General features: G+C 39.8%; 4 protein-coding genes. 2 read left to right on the forward strand and 2 right to left on the reverse strand.

Annotated features, from left to right (window positions below; genetic code table 11):
- Positions 1–476: 476 nt before the first annotated feature.
- A complete protein-coding gene (locus ACO0KY_RS13055; protein WP_423046676.1) occupies positions 477–890 on the reverse strand; it encodes a hypothetical protein in 414 nt (137 codons plus the stop codon).
- Between the two features lie 71 nt (positions 891–961).
- Positions 962–1,330, reverse strand: a complete 369-nt coding sequence (locus tag ACO0KY_RS13060) for a hypothetical protein (RefSeq protein WP_423046678.1) — start codon at positions 1,328–1,330, stop codon at positions 962–964.
- A gap of 369 nt (positions 1,331–1,699) precedes the next feature.
- Between ACO0KY_RS13060 and ACO0KY_RS13065 the strand changes: the two genes are divergently transcribed.
- Both ACO0KY_RS13065 and ACO0KY_RS13070 read left to right on the forward strand, forming a co-directional pair.
- Positions 1,700–3,688: a M66 family metalloprotease gene (locus tag ACO0KY_RS13065; RefSeq protein WP_423046680.1), complete on the forward strand. Its 1,989-nt coding sequence runs from the start codon at positions 1,700–1,702 to the stop codon at positions 3,686–3,688.
- Positions 3,689–4,011: 323 nt separating this feature from the next.
- Complete coding sequence (locus tag ACO0KY_RS13070; protein ID WP_423046682.1) at positions 4,012–4,812, forward strand: substrate-binding periplasmic protein; 801 nt, start codon at positions 4,012–4,014, stop codon at positions 4,810–4,812.
- The last annotated feature ends 231 nt before the right edge of the window (positions 4,813–5,043 follow it).

Consider the following 5,043-nt stretch of genomic DNA (forward strand, 5'->3'; position numbering starts at 1 on the left):
GACCTGAGACGGTCCGTGAGATAGCTATTGAGATGGCTATTGAATTGCTTCTTTGGTTAATTGCGAATTAGTATCTTACGTTCAATATTAGCCAAAACGAAAGACGAGAAAACGAATAAATTTCTTACACCAAAGTTACTTTATACATTTGCACATTCTATTCATTCCAATTGACCAAAATAATCATCAATAAAAATAGATAAAATTTCCACATGGAAATTTTATGCGAAAACGATATTCGTTGACAACGCCCTTTCGAAACAAAAAGCAGCAATACCAGTCAGAATTTGTAAAACATCGAAAATTTCGATCTTAAGTGAGTGAAAAGTGTTTTAACGACATCTCATCAAATGCAAATTTCCATTGGATTTTGATTTAATCGAATGGCGCTTTTTGACAAAATGTTTTGTTGTGATATTGCAGTAACTTTATTACTTATAAGCTTCTCATTAATCAAACCATCGAACCGTCGTCAGTCACGAATTCCACATTGGACAATCTAATTCTTCACGAAGAACTTTCAGAAATTCAAACAGGTCATTTTGCCGCATAAATTTCGGAGAAAAACCATAAAGTGCCATATGGTCAGGGTCAAAAACCGCGGCAACACCAGATGCAATCAGTTGCTCTAACATTAAATGCGCTTTCGGATGTATCAATGCGAGCTTCGATTCTCCTTCAGGCGAAGACGTAATGTCAACGATCAAAAAGTCGAACTCGGGAAACAAAGAACTAACTTTTTCAGTAATAGAAGCCCGGGACTCGGCATTTCCTTCAGTGGGATAATAGATTGCTAAAAATTCGTGAGGTGCATTTGTATAACTAACCATCTTTAGCATGGCGTATGCACGTTCAATTTTTTTGCTGAAATCGGAATTCGCGATAACCATTTTGGCACCTCTCTCGTCATAAATTGGGAATAAAAAATTTCAGAAACTCTGAGCTATCAAAACACCGTAGATTATTTGAAATCAAATGAGCGTCTGAAGATTTCAAGCAGTCCAATCAGCTCCGTGCGATTGACGGGCCGATCAAGATAAGAAATTCCTATTTTTAAAAGATTTTCAGGTAGTCTTTTGAATTGACCTCCTTCGATCATGACAACGATAGGAACGAGTTGATTAAGCCTTTGTAATTTTTCAAAAAAACCATCGGCCTCTGAAATCATTTCGGAGAAACCGATCAGAATGCAAGACCTTGCGTAATTTGCTGACAATTCGAAACTTTTTAAACTTTCAAATGGCTTTACTTCAAAAGCATATGACTTTAATACAATGGTTATTGCGTCAATTTCTAGTTGATTCTTTGAGATGATGTTGACTGTGAACATAAAAATAGCCTAAGTGAAATTTGATCACGACTCATTATCCTGACCTCAAAATTGTTACTACATTTCAACTAGTATAGGGATGTAAAATTTGGTGGATATTGCCCATTGGTGCAAATCAGAATAGAAAAGCAAAGTAATTTGTTAAAAAAAGAAAAATCACTGATACAAGGATATCTTTTTATGAACGGCATGCGAAAGAACCGCAGAACTCGTTCGTTGGTTTTTTTGTCCCATTCGGACCTATCTCCTCAAAATTTGGATGTGATAAGCATAGTCAATTGCCCCAAAGTGCAATATTTTTTTCCTTCGAGAATAACTATCCTCTACAGAATTGAGGTGCAGTTCTTTTAAAGAGGTAATGAGGGGAAAATGGATAATAGAAAATCTAAGTTAAAAAGCGCATCAACTGGACTATTTTCAACTTTTGTAATCGCTTCGTCCCTATTAAGCGGTTGTGGAGGTGGTTCTGGGAGTTCAGGAATAGGCACGAATACGAATGCGAGTTCACCGAACGATACTAATCAGGTTTCACCACCATCTACAGTACAACCACCAACTACACATCACCCAGAGTTACCTGCAATATCGGTCACAAAAATTGAGGTTGCGCAAACACATGTCCTTCCTCCCAATGGACTGTCATGGCCGACAACCACAGGAAGTGCACCATTGATTTTAGCGGGTCAAAGGGATGCCTTAGCGCTTATCCAATTTACGCAAGCTGACGTTAAAAATCCGGTATTAGAAATCTGGAATAATCAAACACTGATTCAAAGTATTTCGCTCAATTCGCCAGACAAGCTTCCAGCAACCGAGGGAGGAGAAGCTGCGTATGGGAATAATATTTGGTCCGCAAAAATCCCAGCCGCGTTAGTTACACCAGGTATGCTAGTCAATTTTTCCAGTGATAACTACGGTCGCACAACACAAACCGCCGTCACTGTTGGTGCTAATATCGATCTGACGATGCAGATTTTGCCGTTTGTCCTTTTTGGGGCAACGAACGCAAATACAGGCCTCGATCTAAACACTGAACGAATAATGCGTATGACTGATCAGATGAAGCAGCAAATCACCGCTGGCTGGCCAGGAAACGCTACCGTCGTTAACCATCCCGCCGGTCAATTTGTCTCCCCTTATTTTGTCATGCCACCGCAAAATGGCGCTCCGGCATATCTGGCCTCATCAATGAGTGATATTAACGATGGTGGTTTGTTTGTTGATGCAATCAATGATCTTACTTATCAGGTACATCAGGCGAGCGGTGATATGAGTATTAACCGGGTTACATTTTCATCTGTTATTGCGGTAGACAACACTAAACCAGGGACGAACAAATTGGCCTGGATAGGGAACGGTGTCAGCATACCAAGCGCTGGTGTGGCGACCGGCGGAAACTCTTATGGGTTTTTATTACATGAAACAGGTCACGCGATGAGCCTTAACCACTCTCGTTCAGAATATAACGATCCAACAGGAAAACACTACCCATATATTCAAGGGTCACTGGCAGGATCCGCGTGGGGCTATAACAGCGCGACAAACGAGTTTCGCCACCCTCTGGTGCCTAAAACATCTCCCATTTTTCAATCGTGTACGAAACAAAGCAATTACCAGTTGGACGCCAATGGCAGATGCTACCGCTTAGATCCTATGGATCACGCGGACGACGGTAGTGACCCGAAATATAATGGCTTCTCTCTTTTTTCTGATTACAACATTGCCCGAATCCAACGCTGGATCACTGGACAGATCAAGTTGGACGGAACCTCTCCGACAAATTTTTCAAAATGGGATAATGTTAGTTCAAGCTGGAAGCCATATACGCCAGTAACCACCAATTCTGGCGTCGATCAGATCAAAGGCAATGTCCCTGTTTTAAGAAATATTCCTGTCGCAAAAATCGTTTTAACATTGAGTAATGCAGGAACCCCCAACGTTTCACGCTTTTATCCACCAATTCTTGCCACAGATAGTTCAATCGAAACAATTGACCCCACCGATGTGACGCAGTTAGCGAAAATTTATCCCTATACACTCAATGGAAATAACGCTGAATACATGTGGTACTGCCATCAGTCAGGCTGTGACTATACGTTGCGAGTAACGTTCTCGGATGGTTCTCAGGCGTATCGATTATTAAAAGGAGGTTTTCGAAAATACTCGAATCCAGCCACGTTCGACGCTGGAGTAACGGATCCCACAAATTCGAAGAGTTTTCATTTATGGGCGATCAATGTACCAAATCCGTCAAATGCGAAAGTAGCAAAATTAGAGCTGCTTGATACATCAATGATTTGGAATATGACTCCTACTCAAATCAAGGCGGCAAATGTATTGATGTCACAATCGTTTTAGCGCCGAACAATCGAAAAGAACTGGAAGGTAAGTTGCAATCTGCTGTTAATAAATCAGAGCAGGTTGCAACTCTTACCATTTCAATTCGCTTGATTTATATTTATCCAATTTAATTGATTTCGCTTTACTACGCTCCTGAGCATTCCATCGTGTTTCATCAATAAAAATACGCATTTCTAAATAAAAAAATCAACATGCGCTTTTATTTTTAATCACTTCGGAAAAAAAATCATAAGCCCCCCCGTATTAAAGTCTATGTGATTAGCGATTCGTCAATATTCGGCGACCACATAAATAATTATTTCTCTTTCTAAACCACTTCGATGAAAATAAATTGGCTCAGAAAACTCAGCATTAGTCTTGTCACGTTTTCTGTCGGCGTCATATGTACACACGTCAGCTGCAGTCATGCTGCAACTGAAAATGCTTCCTCGCCTGTTCCCATATTTTTTAATACAGATATCAACACTGAGCTCACCATACCGTCCGTGGTGCCAGAAACACAGGCGATGATCAATTTTATGGAAGATCAACTACACATTAAATTCACTTTACAGCGTCAACCTTGGAAGCGGGCGTTGAAAAGTGCGTATGCTGGAGAAGGTCTGATCATGGGAATTTCAAAAACGAAAGAGCGATTAGACAATCTCAATTTTTCTGAACCTTTTTCTGAAGATAATGCCTGGTTAATTACTCGTTGCGACAAACGCTTCCAATTTAACAATTTGTCAGATCTCCAAGGAAAGACAATAGGAATGGTTAGAGGAACCAGTGCAGGTACAAACTTCGATTTGCAGGAAAATAGGCTTTTTATACTTGAAAATGACCCAGATTCGACAACAGCACGCCTTATTAAGCTTTCAAAAATGCGCATGGATGCAATAGTATTTTTAAAGAATAGTGCGACACCGATGGACAAAATGGACAAAGAATTGAACGAAAATTTCTCGCAAAATAATTTGATAAAAAAAACTGACAGATCATTTTTTTGCATTTTACCTAAGCCTGTTGATACAGTATGCATACCTATTGCCATGAGCAAAAACCTTGACCAAAGCTTACTAAATCAAATCAATCAAGCCATTTTTTTAGCAAGAAAAAAAGGTATCCTGAAAAAAAATTAAGCACTGCTCATGAGTAAGGAAAATGGTCTGGTAAAAAATTACTGTGCACCATAAAAAATACTAAACCGATAGCAAATTTAATTTTTTATGATGACCTACTTCTCACTAGTTTAATTGCGGATCAAGCAAGAAAATTGGCACATGTCGTGAGCGTATTTATTATCGATGGCGGCCCGGCACTGGCCTCGGTTCCAACGCATGCGAATCATAAAGAGCACGAAAACCGTATAT

This window comes from Undibacterium sp. Dicai25W (genome assembly GCF_049340505.1).
GTDB lineage: Bacteria > Pseudomonadota > Gammaproteobacteria > Burkholderiales > Burkholderiaceae_D > Undibacterium > Undibacterium jejuense.

What these genes read in the sequence shown, in the direction of transcription:
- ACO0KY_RS13065 (WP_423046680.1), top strand. Translation starts at nt 1,700, where the DNA reads ATGGATAATAGAAAATCTAAGTTAAAAAGCGCATCAACTGGACTATTT.
- ACO0KY_RS13060 (WP_423046678.1), bottom strand. Translation starts at nt 1,330, where the DNA reads ATGTTCACAGTCAACATCATCTCAAAGAATCAACTAGAAATTGACGCA.
- ACO0KY_RS13055 (WP_423046676.1), bottom strand. Translation starts at nt 890, where the DNA reads ATGGTTATCGCGAATTCCGATTTCAGCAAAAAAATTGAACGTGCATAC.
- ACO0KY_RS13070 (WP_423046682.1), top strand. Translation starts at nt 4,012, where the DNA reads ATGAAAATAAATTGGCTCAGAAAACTCAGCATTAGTCTTGTCACGTTT.